Annotated in this window: 18 protein-coding genes; 7 read left to right on the top strand and 11 right to left on the bottom strand. The window is 73.3% G+C overall.

Features of this window, described 5'->3' with window-relative positions:
* The first annotated feature begins 120 nt into the window (after nt 1–120).
* The 4 genes from ABZ873_RS24060 to ABZ873_RS24045 all read left to right on the top strand — a co-directional run bounded on the left by ABZ873_RS24060 (nt 121) and on the right by ABZ873_RS24045 (nt 4,227).
* Nucleotides 121–1,347 (top strand): SpoIIE family protein phosphatase, encoded by a 1,227-nt coding sequence (locus tag ABZ873_RS24060; RefSeq protein WP_360875580.1) that lies wholly within the window; start codon nt 121–123, stop codon nt 1,345–1,347.
* 156 nt (nt 1,348–1,503) lie between these two features.
* On the top strand, nt 1,504–1,905 hold the full coding sequence (locus ABZ873_RS24055; protein ID WP_360875578.1) for a hypothetical protein: 402 nt from the start codon (nt 1,504–1,506) through the stop codon (nt 1,903–1,905).
* Nucleotides 1,906–2,200: 295 nt separating this feature from the next.
* Nucleotides 2,201–3,133 carry a class I SAM-dependent methyltransferase gene (locus ABZ873_RS24050; RefSeq protein WP_360875576.1) on the top strand — a complete coding sequence of 311 codons (933 nt, stop codon included), beginning with the start codon at nt 2,201–2,203 and terminating at the stop codon, nt 3,131–3,133.
* Complete coding sequence (locus ABZ873_RS24045; protein WP_360875574.1) at nt 3,130–4,227, top strand: hypothetical protein; 1,098 nt, start codon at nt 3,130–3,132, stop codon at nt 4,225–4,227. Before ABZ873_RS24050 ends, ABZ873_RS24045 begins: the two co-directional genes overlap by 4 nt.
* Before the next feature lie 63 nt (nt 4,228–4,290).
* On the opposite strand, the gene ABZ873_RS24040 is transcribed toward ABZ873_RS24045, so the two are convergent.
* The 6 genes from ABZ873_RS24040 to ABZ873_RS24015 all read right to left on the bottom strand — a co-directional run bounded on the left by ABZ873_RS24040 (nt 4,291) and on the right by ABZ873_RS24015 (nt 9,605).
* Nucleotides 4,291–5,763, bottom strand: a complete 1,473-nt coding sequence (locus tag ABZ873_RS24040) for a cytochrome P450 (protein WP_360875572.1) — start codon at nt 5,761–5,763, stop codon at nt 4,291–4,293.
* Nucleotides 5,760–6,380 (bottom strand): ATP/GTP-binding protein, encoded by a 621-nt coding sequence (locus tag ABZ873_RS24035; RefSeq protein WP_360875570.1) that lies wholly within the window; start codon nt 6,378–6,380, stop codon nt 5,760–5,762. The genes ABZ873_RS24040 and ABZ873_RS24035 overlap by 4 nt, the downstream gene beginning before the upstream one ends.
* Complete coding sequence (locus ABZ873_RS24030; protein ID WP_360875568.1) at nt 6,361–6,720, bottom strand: DUF742 domain-containing protein; 360 nt, start codon at nt 6,718–6,720, stop codon at nt 6,361–6,363. Before ABZ873_RS24030 ends, ABZ873_RS24035 begins: the two co-directional genes overlap by 20 nt.
* Entirely contained in the window at nt 6,717–7,124 is a 408-nt protein-coding gene (locus ABZ873_RS24025; protein ID WP_360875601.1) for a roadblock/LC7 domain-containing protein, read from the bottom strand. Before ABZ873_RS24025 ends, ABZ873_RS24030 begins: the two co-directional genes overlap by 4 nt.
* A gap of 6 nt (nt 7,125–7,130) precedes the next feature.
* A complete protein-coding gene (locus ABZ873_RS24020; protein WP_360875567.1) occupies nt 7,131–8,609 on the bottom strand; it encodes an ATP-binding protein in 1,479 nt (492 codons plus the stop codon).
* Between the two features lie 402 nt (nt 8,610–9,011).
* Nucleotides 9,012–9,605 (bottom strand): helix-turn-helix domain-containing protein, encoded by a 594-nt coding sequence (locus ABZ873_RS24015; RefSeq protein ID WP_360875565.1) that lies wholly within the window; start codon nt 9,603–9,605, stop codon nt 9,012–9,014.
* Nucleotides 9,606–9,691: 86 nt separating this feature from the next.
* On the opposite strand from ABZ873_RS24015, the gene ABZ873_RS24010 reads away from it, so the two are divergent.
* The 3 genes from ABZ873_RS24010 (at nt 9,692) to ABZ873_RS24000 (ending at nt 11,697) form a co-directional block, all read left to right on the top strand.
* The gene (locus ABZ873_RS24010; protein WP_360875563.1) at nt 9,692–10,162 is read left to right on the top strand and encodes a nuclear transport factor 2 family protein; all 471 of its coding nucleotides are present in this window, start codon (nt 9,692–9,694) and stop codon (nt 10,160–10,162) included.
* Complete coding sequence (locus ABZ873_RS24005; protein ID WP_360875561.1) at nt 10,159–11,031, top strand: NmrA family NAD(P)-binding protein; 873 nt, start codon at nt 10,159–10,161, stop codon at nt 11,029–11,031. The genes ABZ873_RS24010 and ABZ873_RS24005 overlap by 4 nt, the downstream gene beginning before the upstream one ends.
* 75 nt (nt 11,032–11,106) lie before the next feature.
* Nucleotides 11,107–11,697, top strand: coding sequence for a TIGR03086 family metal-binding protein (locus tag ABZ873_RS24000; RefSeq protein ID WP_360875559.1), 591 nt, complete (start codon nt 11,107–11,109; stop codon nt 11,695–11,697).
* Between the two features lie 652 nt (nt 11,698–12,349).
* Here ABZ873_RS24000 and ABZ873_RS23995 read toward each other — a convergent pair.
* The 5 genes from ABZ873_RS23995 to ABZ873_RS23975 all read right to left on the bottom strand — a co-directional run bounded on the left by ABZ873_RS23995 (nt 12,350) and on the right by ABZ873_RS23975 (nt 19,566).
* Nucleotides 12,350–13,585 (bottom strand): hypothetical protein, encoded by a 1,236-nt coding sequence (locus tag ABZ873_RS23995; protein WP_360875558.1) that lies wholly within the window; start codon nt 13,583–13,585, stop codon nt 12,350–12,352.
* 1,123 nt (nt 13,586–14,708) lie between these two features.
* Nucleotides 14,709–15,488, bottom strand: a complete 780-nt coding sequence (locus ABZ873_RS23990) for a rhomboid-like protein (RefSeq protein ID WP_360875556.1) — start codon at nt 15,486–15,488, stop codon at nt 14,709–14,711.
* A 1,290-nt stretch (nt 15,489–16,778) separates the two neighbouring features.
* Nucleotides 16,779–17,165, bottom strand: a complete 387-nt coding sequence (locus ABZ873_RS23985; RefSeq protein WP_360875554.1) for a barstar family protein — start codon at nt 17,163–17,165, stop codon at nt 16,779–16,781.
* Nucleotides 17,166–17,592: 427 nt separating this feature from the next.
* Complete coding sequence (locus ABZ873_RS23980; protein WP_360875552.1) at nt 17,593–18,228, bottom strand: GNAT family protein; 636 nt, start codon at nt 18,226–18,228, stop codon at nt 17,593–17,595.
* 63 nt (nt 18,229–18,291) lie between these two features.
* Entirely contained in the window at nt 18,292–19,566 is a 1,275-nt protein-coding gene (locus tag ABZ873_RS23975) for a PH domain-containing protein (protein WP_360875550.1), read from the bottom strand.
* Nucleotides 19,567–19,833: the final 267 nt, after the last annotated feature.

The following is a 19,833-nucleotide window of genomic DNA, read 5'->3' as shown; positions in this document are numbered from 1 at the left end:
CCGGCCGGACGGGGAGGGCGTACGCCCCACCCGTTCGGCCGGGGTGTGCCGGGCGGGCCCGCCCGGCCGCTCCTATCGTGGGGTGGTCACCTACCGGGACCGAGCTGCGGGCGGACTGTCATGGCGGAGGCGGGGATCGACTACGCGGCGGTGTTCCGGGCGATCCCCGGCATGGTCGCCGTGCTCACCCCCGAGCTGCGCTTCGTGGACGCCAGCGAGGAGTTCCTGCGCTCGTCGGGCCGTACGCGCGAAAGCCTCGTCGGCCGCCGGCTGTTCGAGGTGTTCCCCGACAACCCCGGCGACCCCGCCCCCACCGGCACCCGGAACCTCGGCGCGTCCCTGGAACGGGTCCTGGCCACGGGGGAGCGCGACACCATGGCCCTCCAGCGCTACGACGTGGAGTCGGCGGAGCGGCCGGGGGAGTGGGAGGAGCGCTACTGGAGCCCCGTCAACGCGCCCGTGCTCGGCCCGGACGGGCAGGTCGTGCTGCTGCTCCACCGGGTCGAGGAGGTCACCGCCCTGATCAAGGCCCGCTCGGGCCCCCAGGACAGCCACGCCCGGGTACTGGAGGCCGAGCTGTACACCCGCGCCCGGGAACTCCAGCAGGTCAACGAGCGGCTGCGCGAGGCCCACGCCCGCGAACGCGAGGTCGCGCTCGCCCTCCAGGACGTGATGCTCCCGGCCCCCGGACCGGTGGGCCACCACCGGGCCGCCGTCCGCTACCGGCCCGCCGTCGGCTCGCTCAACGTCTGCGGCGACTGGTACGACCTCGTGGATCTGCCGGGCGACCGGATCGGGGTCGCCGTCGGGGACGTCGTCGGTCACGGGCTGCACGCCGCCGGGGTCATGGGCCTGCTGCGCAGCGCCCTCAGCGCCGCCTCCCGCGTCGCCGACGGCCCCGCGCAGGCCCTGGAGGTCCTCGGGCTGTACGCCCGCTCCGTCGAGGGCGCGGAGAACACCACCGCCGTACAGACCTGCGTCGACTGGGACACCCACACCCTCACCTACAGCAGCGCGGGCCACCTCCCGCCCGCCCTGCTGCACGCCGACGGCACCGTGGAGTTCCTGGACCGGGCCACCGACCCGCCGCTCGGCGCCCGCCCCGAGCACGTGGCCCGGCCCCAGGCCACCACCGCCTTTGGCGAGGGGGACACCCTGGTCCTCTACACCGACGGCCTCATCGAACGCCGCCGGGAGGACATCGACGCCGGTCTCGCCCGCCTCGCCGCCTCCCTCGGCCGCCACCGCACGGCCGACCCCGAGGACCTGGCCGACGCCCTCCTCCTCGAACTCCTCCCGGCCGGGGGCACCAGCGACGACACGGCGCTGGTCATCGTCCGCCTCTGAGCCCTCACTCTCCTCCGCTGCCCGGCGCGCACGGACCAGCGGCGCACGCCCCCCGGGGATTCGAGCGCCCCTCCGACGCACCTGTCCGCTCCCCCCGGGCGCGTGGCAACGTCGGGCGCCCCGGTGGGAGCCGGGAGGAACAAGGGGAGGAAACACATGAACCGCAGGCTCCGGACGCGCGCGCTCCTGTCGGCCACCGCACTGGCCGCCACGGCGCTCCTGCCGCTGACCGCGACACCCGCCCAGGCATGGCCGAACAGCGGAAGCGTCCTGCTGAACGGCAAGATCGGCTGCAACTACGCGAGCTCCAACACGGTGACGTGGGCCTGGGTGCAGTCCAGCCACGGCGAGAGCGGCTGGGCCTCCCTGGGATCCGGGGGCATGACCAGGCCGTACAGCTTCCAGTTCAACCGGGTCCCGACCTCCACCACCACGGTCACCGTGAAATGGGGCTGCGCCACCGACGGCGAGCACGCCACCAGCTTCGGCCTGAACCGCCCGTCCACCGGCGGCACGGCCACCCGCAACATCTGCTACTGGTCCCCCTGCTGGCTCTGACCTCCCCGGCCGTCCGGTTCACCCCGGACGGCCACGGCCCGCGCGCCCGCGTCACAGGCGGCGGGAAAATCGAACAAAATGTCTGCACCGGCAATGAAGTGCGCCCGCGTACGCCCCCCTTCGGGGAATCCTGGGCCCTCTGGTGGCCGGATGGCGGTCCGTGCTGTTCAGTGGGCTGACGGGGAGCCCGTGAAGTGCCACGATGACTGTGCTTCAACAGTCAACTTGCGGACGCCGCCGCTTGGTTCGGCCGCGTTCCCGCGAGACGGGCTACCTCACGAGAGGGCGGACATCCATGCGCGCCATACCCTTCGTATCGTCATTAGGAACCGGCCCCGGATCGGCCGCGGACGATCCCGTACGGCTCTACTACAGCCGCAAGACACAGGAGATCCTGCAGAAGTACGGCCCGGGCCCACGCGTCCACTTCCATGTGGGGCTCTATCCGGACGGTTTCCCGGACACGACCGTCCCCCAGAGCGCCCTCAAGCGGAACCTGTTCGACGCCCAGGAACGGATCGTCGACCACGCCGCCCGCACCTGGGGCGCCTACGACACACCGCCCCGCCGCCTGCTGGACATCGGCTGCGGCCTCGGCGGCACCTCCCTCTACTGGGCCCAGCAGCACGGCACCACGGTCACCGGTCTCACCATCGCCCCCGAACACCTCCCCCTCGTACGGGACTTCGCCCGCCAGGCCGGGGTCGAAGGGAGAGTGCGGCCCCTACTGGGCGATGTGCACGAGCTCGACGAGAGAGCGGCCTACGACGCCGTCTACGCCAACGAGAGCAGCGGCTACCTCGACCGCGAACGCCTCTTCGCGGTGGTCGCCCGCGCCCTCGAACCCGGCGGCTGGTTCGGCATCCAGGAGCACTTCGCCGCCCGCACGGAGTGGCGCGACTTCATGGACGACTACTACCGCACCCGCCTCGGCCGGCGCGAGGAATACCTGGCGGCGGCCGAAGCGGCCGGCCTGGAGCCGGTCCGGGACGAGGACGTGACACAGTCCGTCGCCGAGTTCTGGATGCAGTCCATGGCCTGGAACACCGCCGAACTGGACCGGATCCGCTCCACCGGCACCGCCCCCGGCCCGGGGTCCGCGCCCGGCGCCTGGACCGCCGAACGGCTGGAGCAGTCGACCGTCGCGCACAGCAGATTCTTCCGGCTCTGGCGCGACCACGCCGTCGAGACCCGGCTGCTGTGCTTCCGGAAGCGGGGCTCCGTATGACCGCGACCCCGCGCCCCTCGCTCCTCGGCCCCTCCCTGCCCGCCTTCTACTGCCCGCTGGAACGCGACCGCCTCCACCCCGAGGCCAAGCGGGTGGAGGCCCGGGCGGTCGACTGGCTGGACGCCTTCGGCCTCTACCCCGATGCCCTCGAACGCGCCTGGGGCCTCGCCACCCACAGCGCCGACTTCTCCTGCCGCATCATCCCCGAGGGCGATGTGGAGGCGGTGCTGCTCTTCACCCAGTGGAACTACTGGGCCAACGCCGTCGACGACTGGCAGGACTCCGGCTCCCCCGAGGTCGGGACCGGCGCCGTCGTCGAGCACGGCGTACGGCTCCTGCGCACCCTGGAGGACCCCGGGGCGGCCGTACTGCCCGAGGGCCCGGTGACCCGGGCCCTGCTGGACCTCGTCCACCGTACGCACGCCATGCTCGGCCCCTACGAGCTGCGCCGCTTCGTGGAGGGCACACGGGACTGGCTGCTCGGCGCGGCCTGGCGGGCCGCGCGGGCGGAGAACGGCGGTATGCCGGGCCTCAACGACTTCGTCGCGATGGGGCCGATGGCCAACGGCACCCGCTTTTCGCTGACCTGGTCCGACGTGGCCCGCGGCAACCGGCTGCCGGCGGACGTGCTCTGCTCACCCGCCGTCACGGCCCTGACGGACGCGGCGGGCTTCGTCGTCAGCGCGGACAACGACCTCTTCTCCTACGACAAGGACGACCACCTGGAGCGGCCCGAGATCAACCTCGTCAACGTCCTCGCCCACCAGGAGGGCCGTACCCCGGCCGAGGCGGTCCCGCTCGCGGTGGCGCTCCGCGACCGGGTGATGGTCCTCTTCCTCCGGCTGCGCGAGCGGCTGGAGGACGGCGCCGACCCGCAACTCCGCTCGTACATGGAGGCGTTGGGCCACTACATGGCCGGTTCCCTCGCCTGGCAGACCCGGGCTCCGCGGTACGCCAGCCCGCGCAATCGGTACGAACTGCCGCATGAGGGATCCCGTTTCACCCTCCGGTACGCCGACGGCCCCGCCGCCGCGGGGACCGAGCCGCCGGACCTGCCCGCCCTCGCCGCCTGGTGGCGCCACCTCGACGGCTGAACACGGCCGGGCCCCGTCCGCATGCGTCGCGGACGGGGCCTCGGGGCGGCGCGGCCGGGCCGCTCAGTCGTGGCCCAGCAGTCGGCGCCACCAGCTGACCTTGCGGCGCCGCGAACCCCCCGCGGGCGGCCTGGCCGGCCGCGGCGGCACCACCGGGGCGGCCGCGGGAACCGGAACCGGAGCCGGGACCGCGGCCGGAACCGGAACCGGAGCGGCGGCCTGCTGCGGGACCGGCGTGTGCACGGGATGCTCCGACGGCTGGTCGTAGCCGGCCTCCCCGTACGCCACCGGGCGCGGGGCGAACCGTACCGGCAGGGACAGCAGGTGACGGGACATCAGCGTGCCGCGCCAGCGGAGCTCGCTCGCGTCGATCGCCAGCTGGAGATCGGGCAGCCGGTCCATCAGCACCTCGATGCCCGTGTCCGCGATCGCCCGGCCGATGTCCTGCCCCGGGCACTCGTGCGGGCCGCTGCTGAACGCCAGGTGGGAGCGGTTGCCGTGGACGGAGGCGTCGGGATCGGGCCGGATCTGCGGATCCACGTTCCCGGCGGCCAGCCCGAGCAGGAGCATGTCACCGGCCTTGATCTGCCGGCCTCCGAGGAGGGTGTCCCCGGTGGCCCACCGGCCGATGATCGTATTGATCGGCGGATCGTCCCAGAGGACCTGCTCCAGCGCGTCCGGCAGGGTCATGTGACCGCCCGAGAGGCTGGCGCGGAACCGCGGATCGGTCAGCACGGTCCGCAGCGTGTTCGCGATCAGGTTCGCGGTGGTCTCGTAGGCGGCGATCAGCACCACGCGCAGGTGCATCAGCACCTCCGTGTCGGTGAGGTTCGCCGGGTGCTCCAGCAGCCAGGAGGCCAGGTCCCGGGCGGGTTCCGTCTTGCGGTCCGCGAGAAGCTGCTCCAGCGTGGCCGTGACGTACCGGTCGCTCTGCAGGGCCGTCTCGGTGCCCTGGAGCATGTCGCGCGCCGCGTTCACCAGCCGCGGCCCGTGCTCGTCCGGGGCGCCGATCAGCTGGGTCATCACCAGCATGGGCAGCTGGTCGGAGAAGGCCGGCACCAGGTCGGCGTACCCCTCGCCCGCGATCCGGTCCACGAGCTGGTTGGCGAAGCGCGTCACGTACCGGCGGATACCGCGCTTGTCGAAGCGGTCCAGGGACTCCACCACGGCCGCCCGCAGCCGCTCGTGGACGGGCCCGTCGGTGAAGTTGCACACCGGCACCCAGGACACCATCGGCCCGAGGGGGGTGTCGGCCGGCACCCGGCCCTCCCGCATCTCGCGCCAGCCGCGCGGGTCGCGGGTGAACCGGGAGGAGGTACGGGCCACGTCCAGGTTCTCCCGGTGGCCCAGCACCAGCCACGCGGGCAGGTCCCCGCTGACCAGCACCGGCGCCACCGGACCGTGTTCGGCGCGCAGCTTCTCGTACAGCGCGAGGGGATCGGCCTGGGCCTCGGCGCCGTGCAGGCGGCGCAGCCCGTCCGCCGTCGCCGCCGCGTGGGCGGGACACTGCGGGGGCGGGGTGGGGGGCGTACTCACAGTGCCTCCTGGGTGGCTGCCTGGGAGTGCAGGTAGCGCATGAGGGTCAGCAGGACATCGCGGGACGACTCCCGCCTGCGGGCGTCGCAGACGAGGATCGGCACGGTCGGGGGCAGGTCGAGGGCCTGGCGCAGCTCCTCCAGGGGGTGCTCGGGTGCGTTGGGGAAGGAGTTCACGGCCACCACGAAGGGGACGCCGCGCTCCTCCAGCCGCCCGATGACGTCGAAGCTGATCTCCAGCCGCCGCGTGTCCAGGAGGACCACCGCGCCCAGCGCCCCCTCGAACAGGCCGCGCCACAGGAACCAGAAGCGCTCCTGGCCGGGCGTGCCGAACAGGTACAGCACCAGTTCCTCGTTGACGCTGATGCGGCCGAAGTCCATGGCCACGGTCGTGGTGATCTTGCGGTCGACCCCCCGGGTGTCGTCGACGCCGACGCCGGCCCGGGTCATGGTCTCCTCGGTCGTGAGCGGCTTGATCTCGCTGACCGCCCCCACCATCGTCGTCTTGCCCACGCCGAAACCACCGACGACGACGATCTTCACAGCGGCCTTGGCCGTCTGCGGGAGGATGTCGGCGTCACGCGGTCCGGCGAGCGTGTCAGAGCTTCTGAAGTCCATCTATCACTGCCTCGATCAGAGCAAGGTCGGGTAGCTGCGCGGCCGGGATCGGCGGACGGACGTGGACGTGCTGCCCTGCCATCAGGTCCCCGACCACCACGGTGACGACGCTCACCGGCAGGCCCGCGTACGCGGAGAGCTCCGCCACCGACAGGGGCGACCCGCACAGCCGCAGGACGGCCGCCTGCTCGGGCGGCATCTCCGGCAGCGCGGCCGCCTTGGCCACGACCAGGGTCACCAGGTCCAGCTGGACGGAGGTGGAGGGCCCGCTGCGTCCGCCGGTGATGACGTACAGCCGTTCGGGAGTGTTCTCCTCCCAGCTGTTGGGCGGTTCCTTCACGCGTGCTGCCCGTCATGTCGTGGCGGAGTGCTCAGGTGCTCTCCCATCCGGGTGACCAGATTGCGCATCTGCGAGCCCATCAGCCCGGCGTCGACTCCCTCGTCGGCGAGCACCGCCAGGTAGGAGCCGTCACCGGCGGCCATCAGGTAGAAGAACCCGCCGTCCATCTCGATCACGACGAGCCGCATCCGGCCCTCCGAGCGGGGGAGTTCGGCCGCCACCGCCCCGGCCAGGCTCTGCAGCCCCGCGCAGGCGGCGGCCAGCCGGTCCGCCGTATCGGTCTCGGCCCCGTACTGCGCCACGCAGAGGCCGTCCGCCGAGAGCACGATCACATGCCGCGTCTGCGGCACGCCCGCGGCCAGGTCCTTGAGCATCCAGTCCATGTTGCTGATTCGCTGAGTCATCATTGCCTACGCCCCTTTGGTCGCTGAGTCCGGTGCGTCCTGGCCGCCCTGGGCCTCGTGGCCGCTCTCGCCGGACAGTCCGCTGTGGAACGCCTCCAGCCACATGCCGGGGCCGCTGTCCTGCGTGGGCCGCGGCTCCGCCGCGGGCCGGACGTCGAAGGTGGTGACACGGTCCTTGCGGCGCCGCTGCGGCAGGCCGTTCGCGGTGCGTTCGGTCACGGTCTCGCCGGGCGCCGCCGCCGGCCGGCTCGCCGCGGCCGGGCTCGGCCGCGTCCGCGGCGCGGGCATCGCGGCCGCAGGCCGGTCGACGGGGTGCTCACGCGGTACGGCGGCCACGGCCCGGGGACCCGAGGAGGAGCCGATGCCGTGCGCGAGACCGGTCGCCGCGGCGGCCGTGGTGACCAGGTGCTGCGGCACGATGACGACGGCCCTTACGCCGCCGTACGCCGAGGAGCGCAGCGACACCTGGAAGCCGTACGCCTGCGCCAGCCGGCCCACCACCGCCAGGCCGAGCCGGGGCGTCTCGCCCAGGTCGTTGAGGTCGATGCCCGACTGCGCCTGCGCGAGCATCCGCTCGGCCCGCATCCGGGCCTCGTCGCTCATGCTCAGGCCGCCGTCCTCGATCTCCACGGCGATGCCCGACTGCACCTCGGTGGCCGTGAGATGGACGCGGGTGTGCGGCGGGGAGTAGCGGGTGGCGTTGTCCAGCAGCTCGGCCAGGGTGTGGATCAGCGGCTCCACGACGGGGCCGAGGATCGCGACCTCCGACACCGAATGCAGTTCCACGCGCTGGTAGTCGATGATGCGCGACATCCCGCCGCGCAGCACGCTGTACAGGGTGACGGCGCGGCTCCACTGGCGCCCGGGGCGCGCGCCGCCGAGCACCGAGATGGAGTCGGCGAGCCGGCCGATCAGCGCGGTGCCGTGGTCCAGCCGCAGCAGGTCGCCGAAGACGTCGGGGTTGGCGCCGTGCCGGTCCTCCATCTCGCGCATCTCGTGGGCCTGCTGATGGACGATCGCCTGCACGCGGCGCGAGATGTTGACGAAGGCCCGCTGCGCGGAGTCGCGCAGGCTCTCCTCGTTGTCCACCGCGTCGACGGCGTGGGCCAGTACGCCCTGGAGGGCCGATCTGAACCGGGGGGTCAGCTCGTTGTCCGTGCCCCACCGGTCGCCCTGGCCGCGCCGCCCGCCGAGGGCCCGCAGTACCTCCTCGGGCAGCTCGCCCCGGTGCAGGCGCTCCATGGCCTCGGGCAGCACCACCGAGGACAGCCGGACGGCCTCCTCCTCCTGCCGGGCCACGGTGTGCCGCAGGGCGGCGACCCGCGCGGTCTGCGCGCCGAGCGCGCGACCGCGGCGTAGCGCCTCGGCGAACACGGCGGCGGTGCAGGCGGCGGAGAGGACGATCAGCGTGGTGTCCAGCGGCACCGAGGAGGAGACGAGCGTCCCGGCCAGGCAGCCGAGGGCCACGGCCCCGAGCGCGGACATCGTCCGGAGGGATCCCACGGGGAGGTGGGCGGTTTCGGGGGGAATGTCTTTTTGCTCCATCGGCGTCCTCGAACTATCGAAAAGGGAGACCTTCTGACCGGTGGGCCGGAGCGTAGCTGCGCTCAACTGCCGCCATGGGCGGTTTCGTTGGAGTTCATCGGACCGGGCGATCGGATATGCGCCATGGTGGGCGGTCCGGGTGGCCGGGTGAGGGGGTCCGAGAGGTGCCGTCGCCGGGGGAGCGCGTGAGGTGAGGGGCCTGGAGCCGCCTCCGGGCAGACGTGGGCTGCCCGGGTGGCGCGGCCGGAACCGGCCGCACTGCCGGGGTGGGTGAGTGGCGGGGGGGTGGGGGAATGCGGTATGGGGGCTCTGTGGGGAGGGAGCCCGGTGGGGGAGGGGGCTCTACGGCTGGGCGATGACCTTGCGGGCGTAGGCGGTCAGTTGGGCGCGCAGGCGGTCGCGGCCGACGTCCTCCTGTCCGGCCAGGCGTTCGACGAGATCGGCGCGGGTGGCGGCGAGCAGGGCGTGCGCGGTGAACTCGGCGTCGGCCAGGCCCGGGATCCGCTCCAGCGCGGAGCGCAGCAGGCCGTGCCACTGCTCGTAGTGCCCGGCCTGGTACAGGCCGCCGCCGCCCCCGCTCTCCTCCAGGGCCAGCGCCAGGGGCCGGTTGTCGAGCTTGAAGCAGAGGATCGCGTCGAGCAGGGCCGGTACGCGCTCCTGCGGCGGGGCGCCCGGACCGAGTGGCGGGGGACCCGCTTCGACCGCCTGTCGCACCGGTTCGAGCCGGGCCTCGTAGAGGGCGCGCAGCAGGCCGGTGCGGTCGCCGAAGGCGCGGAAGAGGGTGCCTTTGCCGACGCCGGCTTCGGCGGCGATGGCGGCCATGGTCAGGTCCTCGGGACTGCCCGAGCGGGAGAAGAGGGCGTCGGCGGCGGCCAGGACGGCCTGCCGGTTGCGCTCGGCGTCCTTGCGGGACCGACGCTCGGGCTGGACGGGCACGCGGCACCTCCGATTGAAAAACGGACCCGGGGTCCGTATCGTGGAAAGCGGACCGAGGGTCCGCATTGCTGAGAGGGAGGATACCCATGCCCGAGCGTGTTTCCGCGCCTTCGCCTGCTCCTTTGCCTGATCGGTCGGCCTCCCCGCAGGAGCTGTTCCGTCACGGCCTGCGGCTGCTGCTCGCCAAGGACATCCCCGGCTGGGTCGGGCTGTGGGCCGAGGACGGGGTGATGGAGTTCCCGTTCGCGCCGCCCGGTTGGCCCCGGCGGCTGGAGGGGCGCCCGGCGATCGCCGCGTACATGGCTCCGTATCCCGACCGCATCGACCTGCACGCCTTCCCGGAGGAGGACCTGCGGATCCACCGGACCGACGACCCGCGCACGATCGTGGCCGAGATGCGGGGCGTCGGCCGGCTGGTGGGGACCGGTGCCCCCTTCGACATGACGTACATCGCCGTGGTGACCGTGGAACACGGGCGGATCACCTCCTACCGCGACTACTGGAACCCCCTCGCCGTCCAGGAAACGGGCGTCACCCTCGCCGGGAGCAACCGATGACCACGACTCCGCCCGCTACGGGCACCACCCTTGTCATCGGCGCCACCGGAACCACCGGCAGCCGCGTCCTCGCCGGGCTCGTGGCCGAGAGGTACGCGGTCCGCGCGGCCAGCCGCAAGGCCACCCCGGTGGCCGGCGCCCAGCCCGTCGCCTTCGACTGGTACGACCCCGCGGGCCACGCCGACGCCCTCGCCGGGGCCGACCGCGTCTACGTGATCCCGCCCGTGGGCGATCCCGACCCGGCGGCCGTGGTCCTGCCCTTCCTGCGGCGGGCCCGGGATGCCGGGATGCGGCGCGCGGTCCTGCTCAGCGCCTCCTCCATCCCGGAGGGCGGACCGGCCGCGGGGCAGGTGCACCGGGCGCTGCCGGGGATCTTCGAGGAGTGGGCGGTGCTGCGGCCGTCCTGGTTCATGCAGAACTTCACCGGCGGCCACCCGCACGCCGAGAGCATCCGCCGCGACGGCGAACTGCTGACCGCGACCGGAACCGGCCGGGTCGGGTTCGTGGACGCCGAGGACATCGCCGCCGTGGCGGTCCGCGCCCTCACCGATGTCCGCGCCCCGAACACCGACCTGGTGCTGACGGGCCCGGAGGCGCTGAGCTACGACGAGGTCGCCGCCGTGTTCTCCCAGGTCACCGGCCGCCCCGTCGCCCACCGCCACCTCTCCCATGCCGATCTGCGCGACCGGCTGGCCGCGGCCATGCCGGCGGAGTTCGCGGGGCTGCTGGCCGACATGGACCTGGCCATCGCCGGGGGCGCGGAGGACCGCGTCACCGATGCCGTGCACCGCCTCACGGGGCGCCCGGCGACGAGCCTGCGGGCGGTGGTGGAGCGGGAGCGGAAGAACGGGACGCCGGTGTCGCGATGAGTCCGGCCCCTCCCGCCGGTCTACCCTTCAAGGCCCTCAGGACCTTGAGGACCACGGCTGTGGGAGGAGCGGCAGATGTCCGACGCGACGACTTTCGAGCTCGCGGAGCAGGCGCGGATCGTGGCCCGGCTGGCCGCCGGGGTGCCGGACGCCCGTCTCGACGCCCCGACGCCCTGTCCGGCGTACACGGTCGGTGACCTGCTGGACCACATCAGGGGCCTCGCCATCGCCTTCCGCCACGCGGGCCGCAAGGACCTCGGCCCGATCACGGACTCGGCCCCGGAGCCCGCCGCGTCCTCCCTGCCGGCCGACTGGCGCGAGTCGCTGCCCCGCCTGCTGGACGAGATGGCCGAGGCATGGCGCGACCCGGCCTCCCGGACCGGGATGACCCGCGCGGGGGGAGTGGACCTGCCCGGGGATGTCGCGGCAGCGGTGGCGGTGGACGAGCTGGTGATCCACGGCTGGGACCTGGCGAGGGCCACGGGCCAGGAGTACGCCCCGGACGGCCCCGCCCTGGACGCCGCGTACGGCTTCCTCCTCGCGGCCGCCGAGGAGGACGACCGGGGCGGAGGCATCTTCGGCCCGGTGGTACCCGTCCCGGAGGGAGCCCCACTGCTGGACCGCGCGGTGGCGCTGAGCGGGCGCGCGCCGGACTGGAAGCCGTAGCTGAACAGACGGTGGCCGCGCTTGGCATCCGGGGGGAAGGGAAGCCAAGCGCGGCCATCGAATTCGGCCGCCACCACACCGCTCAAAGGGGCGACGGGCCGACATTGCGCGTTTGTCCGGCCTCGGCGTCCGTAAACCCCCGAATGTGCGGCGGGCTGTTTCCGCGCTGCTGGGGCTGGCGCGGCGGAGGGGGGCGGGCCTGGGCACGGCCGGTCTGACCAGCGGCTTCGCCGTTGGCAGGCGCCCCTGGGTGCCATGGGGGTCCGGCTGGCGGGGGGTGGATCGCGTGGCGTGGCGCTGGGGGGCCGGGTGGGCGCCGGCCCGGCGGGACGAAGCTGCCGCGACCGCGCCGCACGAGCTGGGCTATCGCCGGTGCACACGGACCAGGTGTGTCGGACCGCTGCTCGTCCCGCTCGGGTGGGAGTACCTGGGGACGTTCCGGCCCCGCCCGGTGCGGCCTTCCCCGGCGTGCATCGCCCCGGTGCCCGGCCCCGCTGCTCGCCCTGCCCGGCGGGACGGCCCCGTGTCGGCGTTCCCGGGCAGGGTGGCACTTCGTGCTGGGCGGCCACGCGCGGCTGCCAGAGCAGCGCCGGGTCAGCCTGTGGCCCCGCCGGGGTGCGGGCCTCGGCCCCTGTCGGCGCGGGCCCGGGGGTCAGTCCTGCCAGTAGAACAGGAGCGTGTGGACGTCCAGGGGTTCGCGTGCCCCGAAGTAGTAGACGCCGAGGCCGGTGACGCGTACCGAGCCCGTGGCCGCGTCGATCCAGCGGAAGCCCGCCGCCTCCAGGGCCGCGCGAGCCGCCGGGGCGTCCTCGTGGTCCCCCGCGAACCGGCCCAGCGTGCTGATGTACAGCTCGCTGCGGCCCCCGTCCCCGTACCGGATGACGTGGTACGTCCCACCGCCCTGCCGATGGTCGTCCCCGCACGAGACCGGCGTACGCGGAGCCAGCCCCGCCGAGTTCAACGCAGCCGTCGCCAAGGCCAGTTGGCCCTCCTCATCCACCGGCTCCACCAGAGCCCCCGGCTCCGCCGCCCCGGCGCACAGGCCCTCGATCCGCCAGCGCGGATCGCTCTGCTTCTCGCACTCGAGCGCGTACTCCCGCACGATCGCCCGCCGGACCTCCTCGTCCAGCCCCTCCACCTCCACACGCGGCCTGCCCAGGGCCTCGTACACCTCCCGCGTGCGCGCGGCGTCACCGGTCAGCCGGTGCAGGGCGTACGCGGCCCACAGCGCGGCATCGACCGTCGGCGCGGCGGCGAGGTACGCGGCGAGGCGGTCCGGATCGGCCAGGAGGGACTGCGCGCGGTGGGCCACCGCCGGGTCGGGGTCGGCGAGGGCGTCGATGACGTCCTCGCCGGCCGCGTACCGCAGCAGCACGCTCGCGGCCCGGTCCTCCGGCCGCCCGCCGCCCGCGAGTTCCCCGAGCACCGCCGCCCTGCCGTGCCGCTCCACGAGCAGGTCCAGCCCGGTCTCCCCGATCTCGCGCCGGTGCCGCCAGTGGCTGAACGCGAGCGTCGCCAGCTCGGCCGTCGCCGTGAGATCCCCGAGGCGGCCCCGGGCCGCGAGAACCGCTTCCGGCATCCCGTACGCCTGCTCCGCGCTCCGCGCCTCGTCACGCAGCCAGGGCAGCAGCTCGGGCCGGTCGGAGAGCAGGCCGAGCAGGGCCTTGCGTACCGTGCCCGAGTCGGCGGTGTCCCGTACGCACGCGAACAACTCCCCGAGTCCCGCCTCGGGCACCCGCCCGGCCAGCGCCTCCACGCAGGCGGTACGCCGCCACCAGGGCTCCGCCGGGTCGACCGCACACCGCACGAGCGGGCTGGGGTCGAGCCGCCGCAGCCCGTCGAGATCCACCCGCCCGACCTCGGGCGCCAGCTCCTTGATCCTCAACATCGCCCGAGGGTACTGCGCCTCGGGACTCGGCCCGAAGGGGTTTTCCTCGCGGTTCGCGGATGGCACCCAGCCCTTCGATCAACGGCGCGTGGGACGGGGACAGTCCGTGCCCGGTTGCGGCCTGCGCCTGGTCCGCGAGGACGGGTGGGGCGTCGAACAGGTCCTCGCGCTGCACCTCCAGGTGAACGGCGAGCCGCTGTCGAGCGCGTTGAAGGGGGTTCCGGAGGCGCACCCGCTCTGCGAGCCCGCATTCCCGACGGCCGCTGATGACCGTGTAGAGGAAGGTCCGCCGGGTGTCCTCGTACTGGGCAACGGCTTCTGTACGCGGTACGCGGATGTGCCCGCGGCCGCCCCGGCTGCGCAGCCGGTTGGCGTCGACCCATTCCGAGCTGCGGGCCCTGCCGACGTCGAGCCGCGGTACGTTCCGCACGGGAGAACGCCAGGTCCTGCGTATCGCTGCCGAGTAGTGCGGGGGTACGCCCTGCAACGACGCCTCCTCCACGTCTGGGACACGGCGAGGCAGCAGCCCGGCAACAGCTCCGTGATCGCGAGTCCCCGCAGCCGCGGCAGCTGGTTCAGGGCCGCCGCCGATGTGAGCGTGCCCATGTCTCCCGACAGCGAGAGCCAGGTCAGGTCCGGGAAGGCGGCGACGAGAACGGCGCAGTCGAGCCGGGTGATCCCCCGGACCGTGAGATGCGTGATGCCCGCACGCGCACCGCCGATGAGTGCGGCGGCCAGCTCATCCGCTGAGCAAGACAGCGCGTAGGCGGCGGTCCACTCCCGGCGATCGCCGCTGTCCCAGAGCCGCTGCCGGGCCAGCTGCTCGCCGCGCTCCCACACCGGGCTGTCGGTGGGTGAGGGCACTTCGGCAGGATCCAACGCTGGGTGCAGTGGGTGAGCCGGCCGGCCCGGCTGCGGTATGTGAGCCGGAGGGGCCGTACGAACGCCGCCCAGGTCGGCCACCGTCGCGGGCTCGGGCTCGGGCCGGGACCAGTCGGGTTCGGGGCCGGAGCGTCCGTGCCGGTGACCTGGGAGGTGGTCCAGGCACCGAACGCTTCGGAATACTCCCCGTGACGACATCGCGTCCGGCAAACGCCCGCGGCGGCGCGGGAGAGGGGCGAGCTCAGCCTCGTCGGTCGGCGGCCGGTTCGGCGCTGGCGCTGCGGCCGGATCGGTCTGCGGTGGCTCGGTCCGGGGCGGAAGCCGGTTCGGCCTGGTCGGGCCGCGGGCGTCGGAGGGCGGGTACGGCAATCAGGGCGAAGCCGAGCACGGCCGCCGTGAGGTGGCCGACGGTGGTGAAGTCCGGCAGCGGACCCTGCCATTCGGCTCCGCCGAGGGGCCAGGCGAGTACGAACGCCGCCCAGGGCAGCCGGCCCCAGCGGGGGAGTGCGAGGGTGCCGAGGGCGAGTACGGTCTGCGCGCCGTAGCTGATGCCGAAGTCCAAGGACTGCCGTACGTCGTCCGGGTACCAGCCCTGCCGGAGGGCGACGGCGATGACGGCGGCGGTGAGCAGGGTGGCCGCGAGGTGCCCGCCGAGGAACACCGCTACGGCGCGCACCCGCCCCCACCGGTACTCCGCCCAGGCCAGGAACCCGCAGACACCGAGGCCCAGGGTGATGAGGGTGCCTATGAAGTCGGGCGAGGCGACGTCGGTCAGCGTGCCGTCGAAGAACAGCGCGCTGCCGAGGAGGGAGGTCAGGGGGTGGTCCTGGAGGTTGTCCAGGTTGGTGCTGACGTACCCCAGCACGTCGGCCGCCTGCTCGGCCGACAGGCCGTAGACGATCCAGGCGTGGCCGGCCAGCAGCAGGCAGACGTAGGCGAGGGTCAGCGGCGCCCGGCGCGGATACGACCGCACGGCCCGGCGCGGTGCGGCCAGCGGGCCCCGCGGTGACTGAGAGTTCATACCGCACCATTCTCCAGATCGGCGTGGAGCGACGACCGGGCGGGGCCCCAACTCCACACCTGCGGGCCACGTTTAGCCGATGTCGGCGCCGCCGTGGGTGAGTGAGGTTGGGCGCGTGGGCCGTGTTACGGCACTGGCAAAGGGGACTGGGGCGGCCCCTGGACCTTCCCCGAGGCGGGCCCACTCACAAGTCCACCTGCCGGTGCGATCACGGTCGAGCACGCGCCCGTTGGGCCGGGAGACCAGCGGACGAGCTGACAGCGCCGATACGCTCGCACGACGGTCCACCGAGGCTGCGCCGAGGCCGCGCGGACCGTCAACCGCCTCAAGTACCGCCAAGAGCACACCCTCACGCGCCGCGCCAAGAGCGCGTACGTCGCGCAGGCGCGGCCACCACGGCCCCACTCCCCTTCTGGCTTCGCCCAGCGTGACTCAACGAGGCCCGTCGCCTCTGGATAGCGGCTGCGAAGCGACGGGTGCCGGAGCCGGCTCGCCCCGAGCCCCGCACGCAACGACGCAGGCGTCAGCGTGGCACCTCTGGCGTCCGGCGCCCCAGCCCCGCGACATGCGTCCTAGCGATGGGCGTCCTGGCCAGCGCGCCCCCGGGCCTTGCACGTTCCGCCTCAGGCGTGGGCGTATCGCCTGTGACGTCCGGCGGCCCCGCCTCGCGGCGGGCGTCGCAGCCCGTGTGCCCCCGAGCCTCGCATGCTCCACCGCAGACCTCGGCGCGGCACCTGTGGTGTCCAACGGCCCGCCCCGGGAAGGGCGTCGTGGCCGACGCGCCCCGAGCCTCGCATGCTCCACCGCACGACTCGGCGTGACGCCTGTGGCGTCTGACGGCCCCGAGGTGTTGACCGGACTACCGCACGACACGCCGGACGTGAGCGCATCCCCCGCGTGGCCTAGTCAGCAGACGTTGCGCATCCGAACGACGAAGGAGCGCAACGAGGTTGGACGCAGCTTCTCGTGACATCCAGTTGATTCGCCTGCCGTGATGGGGGCCGGTAGCCGTGGGGAACCGGGGCGGTGCTCTGGCTGGTCTTCGGCGAGGAGGGAGGACGTGGTCCTGAACACTCCGGGGGCCCACGAACTGATCGACAACCTGGTGTCCTACGCGATGCTCCCCGTAGGTCCTCGCAGCATCGCCATGGTTGCGCCGGCGGCCGCCACGGGGCCTGCTCTCACAGAAATTGCTGGTCACAGGCTCAAGTAACTCGGACGCGAAGTCACGATGGAGCACATGCACGCCCACCCTGCCCCGCGTGCTGAACAAGACGTCCTCGTGACCGGTCACTGGAGTCGTAGGACGCCAGGGGCGCGATCGTCGAAGATCTCGACCAGCCAATCAAAGACCGTGGATCCGTGTCCATCCCGTGCGGCGGCAAGGTCGGCGCCTACAGAGGGGCGGCTCGTGGGATGACAGCGCGACAACCGGATCTCAAGCTGGCGAGCTGTCTCCGGATATCCGAGATGCTGGCGAGACACCTGGTGGTCGCGCCACTCAACCACGTAGTCATCGTCGTCGGGCGCTCCGAAGCCACCGCTGAGGCAGTCAGCGAAGGCGTCGAGGTTTCGACCGAAGTAGCCCTCCGGCCCGTTGATCGCTTCGCCGATGACTCGCCAGAAGTCCTCCAGCGTTCTGATCTGCCTGCCGTCCAGCATGTATGTCGGTGTCACGGTCCGGAGGATACGTGCGGTTCCGCGGCTGCGTCCTCTCGGTTCTGGGCGCCTCCGCTTAGTCGGGAAAAGCGCCACGACGTGCGGCGAAGCGACGGGTGCCGGGCTGGCTCGACCCGAGCGCCGCATGCTGCCGCTGTTGTGGGCGTCTGCGTGGCGCCTGTGGCGTCGGGCGGTCCCGCGCGGCGACGGGTGTCGTGGTCGGCGCGCCCCCGAGGCTCGTACGCTCCGCCGCAGGCGTCGGCGTGACGTCTAAGGCGTCCGATGCCTCGCCGTGCGACGTGCGGCGAAGCCACGGGTGTCGTGGCCAGCGCCTCCGAGCCCCGCATGCTCCACCTCAGGCGTCCGGCGCCCAGCCCCCCGACGGGCCCCGCAGCCCCCGAGCCCCCGATGGCCGCCGCCCCGTAGGCGGCAACGCGGCGAACGCCTACGGGTTCACCGGCAGTCCGCCCTCCGCGTCCGTGCTCAGCCTGGCGTGGAGGTGTTCGTCGTGGTAGGTGCCGTCGCCGAAGCGGTGGGAGGCGCGGAGGGTGCCCTCGGGGAGGTAGCCGCAACGGTGGGCCACGCGGCAGGAGGCTTCGTTGCCGACGGCGTGGGCGATCTCGATGCGGCGGGCGGCCGATGTCCGGAAGGCCCACGCCGTGACCGCGTTTGTCGCCCGCGCCGCCAGGCCCCGCCCCCGCGCGGCCGGGAGCAGCCAGTAGCCGATCATCGCCAGGCCGTCCGCGCGGTCGACCCACCGCAGGCTCAGGCCGCCGAGCAGGACCCCGTCCGCGGGATCCAGTACGGCGAACGAGGCGTTCGCACCGCTGTCCCACCCCGCGTGCCGGGACTCCAGCCAGGCCAGGGCGGCGGGGCGGTCGTTCGTCGGGAGCGGGTTCCAGAGGGCTATCAGCGGGTCCGCCGCAGCCGCGACGAGCTCGGCCAGCATCGCATCCGACACCGCGTCCTCCCGCCCCCACGGGCGCAACACCGCATCACCCAGATCGAACGTCGTACGGACGAAGGCCCGCGGCTCGGACGGGTCCTGAGGGTGGTCGGTGGAGGATGCGGCGATATTCATGGCGCCTTCCTACCCGGGCGACCGATCGCCCGCAAACCCCTTCCGCGCCGCCGGGCGCCGCCGTCAGGCCACCGGATCGGCGGCGGCCGGGGCGTGGACCCGGTCCGTCCCCCGGGCCTCGGCCAGGGCCGCGCGGAGGATCGCGATCTCGCCGTCGAGGTCGTAGTCCTTGTCCTCCAGGTACCGCAGCAGCCTGCGCCGGCCGTCCCGCGGCTGGACGTACACGAACCTGCGCGCCATGGCGCCCCCCTCGGACCCCCATGAGCCATCCACCGTGAACTCCTCGACATCCGCCCAGGGCATCCGCCGCGTACGCAGCACCCCGCGCGTGCGGATGCCGGAGGCGTCGACCTGGGTCGCGACCCGGGGCGCGCGAAGGAGAAGGAGGACGACCAGCGGCACCGTGACGACGGTCAGGCCGAGTTGGAACCAGAAAGGCGGGAGGTCCTCGGTCCACACCGTGAACAGCATCAGAACCGCCTCGACGACGAGGGCGATCATCATGCCGTTCCTCCGGTTCCTTCCCATTCGGTACTCGCGCGGAAGGCCGCCGGAATCGGAACCCGCCGGACGGTCCGGCGAAGCCGAAGGAAGTACCGGCGGCTCGGTGGTGAGGGCGGAGGCCGCGGCGGTGTCCGCCCCGCTCTCGCGCAGCGCCCGGACGGCCGTCATCGTCATCGTCGTGAGGAGGACCACCGCGAGCGGGCCCCAGAGCACCCAGATCGACCACAGCGGCCAGCCGTTGGCCAGCTGCGCCCAGGTCGCCAGGAGCGCGCCGCCGCCCAGGGCAAGACCGTGCCAGCGCACCCACGCCGACGCACGCTCGTGCCGCCGCTCCCGTCCCCCGACGATCGCCCACACCGAGCCGACGAGGGCCAGCAGGCCGAAGGAGCCGCCGGTCAGCGCGGCCCCGAGCTCTGTCTCCGCCATGTCCACCGGCCCGTACATGGTCTCCTGCCGCCGTCCCTCCGCGTCCCTGACCTCCACGACGTCCCCGTGCCAGACCAGGCCGACCACCGCGTCGCCCGGCCGCATCCGGGAGAGCACCGGATCGCTGTCGAAGAAGGTCACGTTCCGCGGTGCGCCGTCCGGCAGGAGCAGTGTCGCCGCCGGTTCCTTCTGCCGCTCGCCGCCGTGCGGCATGCTCTCGCGGACGGTGTACGCCTGCTCCCACAGGCAGCGCGACGCCGTCAGCGGCACGGAGGCGCAGACCGGCGAGGCCCGGAACTCTTGCTCCCGCTCCCACGCCTCGCCAGCCTTCGGGCCCGCCACCACGGCCACCATCAGCCCCAGGAGTGCCGTCGCCAGCCAGATGGCGAGCATTCCCGCTCTCTTCATGTCCCCTGCCCCCTTGTTCCGCGGCTTCCCCCTGTACCGCCGCGCTCCGGACAGTGGACCACGAAGAACGATCAAGGCCAACGCCGGTCCCCCTCAATGCCGCTGACGAGCCACCAAAACACCAGCTCAGCCCCGGTTTCCCAGGCGTTTCCCGTTTCCCGTTGCGGTGGGCGACCCGTGTCTCCTCGACACCGGGGGGTGTCGGGCCACAGGCTCGGAGTGCCCGGTGGACGGGCCGGGCCGTGCTCCGAACGACGGCGGCGATCC

The sequence above is a fragment of the Streptomyces sp. NPDC047014 genome (genome assembly GCF_040644195.1).
GTDB lineage: Bacteria > Actinomycetota > Actinomycetes > Streptomycetales > Streptomycetaceae > Streptomyces.
Note: the sequence above shows the minus strand (reverse complement) of the source record. Positions and strands in the feature narration are given on the sequence as shown.

Coding starts and splice junctions, on each gene's coding strand:
- ABZ873_RS24060 (WP_360875580.1), top strand. CDS start 121: ATGGCGGAGGCGGGGATCGACTACGCGGCGGTGTTCCGGGCGATCCCC.
- ABZ873_RS24055 (WP_360875578.1), top strand. CDS start 1,504: ATGAACCGCAGGCTCCGGACGCGCGCGCTCCTGTCGGCCACCGCACTG.
- ABZ873_RS24050 (WP_360875576.1), top strand. CDS start 2,201: ATGCGCGCCATACCCTTCGTATCGTCATTAGGAACCGGCCCCGGATCG.
- ABZ873_RS24045 (WP_360875574.1), top strand. CDS start 3,130: ATGACCGCGACCCCGCGCCCCTCGCTCCTCGGCCCCTCCCTGCCCGCC.
- ABZ873_RS24035 (WP_360875570.1), bottom strand. CDS start 6,380: ATGGACTTCAGAAGCTCTGACACGCTCGCCGGACCGCGTGACGCCGAC.
- ABZ873_RS24025 (WP_360875601.1), bottom strand. CDS start 7,124: ATGACTCAGCGAATCAGCAACATGGACTGGATGCTCAAGGACCTGGCC.
- ABZ873_RS24020 (WP_360875567.1), bottom strand. CDS start 8,609: ATGTCCGCGCTCGGGGCCGTGGCCCTCGGCTGCCTGGCCGGGACGCTC.
- ABZ873_RS24010 (WP_360875563.1), top strand. CDS start 9,692: ATGCCCGAGCGTGTTTCCGCGCCTTCGCCTGCTCCTTTGCCTGATCGG.
- ABZ873_RS24005 (WP_360875561.1), top strand. CDS start 10,159: ATGACCACGACTCCGCCCGCTACGGGCACCACCCTTGTCATCGGCGCC.
- ABZ873_RS24000 (WP_360875559.1), top strand. CDS start 11,107: ATGTCCGACGCGACGACTTTCGAGCTCGCGGAGCAGGCGCGGATCGTG.
- ABZ873_RS23995 (WP_360875558.1), bottom strand. CDS start 13,585: ATGTTGAGGATCAAGGAGCTGGCGCCCGAGGTCGGGCGGGTGGATCTC.
- ABZ873_RS23990 (WP_360875556.1), bottom strand. CDS start 15,488: ATGAACTCTCAGTCACCGCGGGGCCCGCTGGCCGCACCGCGCCGGGCC.
- ABZ873_RS23980 (WP_360875552.1), bottom strand. CDS start 18,228: ATGAATATCGCCGCATCCTCCACCGACCACCCTCAGGACCCGTCCGAG.
- ABZ873_RS23975 (WP_360875550.1), bottom strand. CDS start 19,566: ATGAAGAGAGCGGGAATGCTCGCCATCTGGCTGGCGACGGCACTCCTG.